General features: G+C 67.5%; 1 protein-coding gene. It reads left to right on the forward strand.

Features of this window, described 5'->3' with window-relative positions; translation table 11 throughout:
• Positions 1 to 268 (forward strand): undecaprenyl-diphosphate phosphatase (locus R0J88_RS20560; protein WP_410900962.1); only part of this gene is annotated, 268 nt, incomplete at both ends.

Here is a 268-nt window from a genome sequence, read left to right on the forward strand (position 1 = left end):
CGGTGATCGGTACCACCACCATCGTCTTCGGTCTGCTGCTGTGGTGGGCGGACGTCAAGGGCGCACGCACGCGTGACCTGGCGACGCTGACGCTCAAGGGCGCGCTGATCATCGGCCTGTTCCAGGCGCTGGCCCTGATTCCCGGCACCTCGCGTTCGGGCATCACCATCACCGCCGCGCTGCTGCTGGGCTTCGAGCGTCAGAGCGCTGCGCGCTTCTCCTTCCTGCTGTCGATTCCGCTGATCGTGGCAGCGGGCCTGCTCAAGGG

Source organism: Pseudoalteromonas sp. SIMBA_162, assembly GCF_046535955.1.
GTDB lineage: Bacteria > Pseudomonadota > Gammaproteobacteria > Enterobacterales > Alteromonadaceae > Pseudoalteromonas > Pseudoalteromonas marina.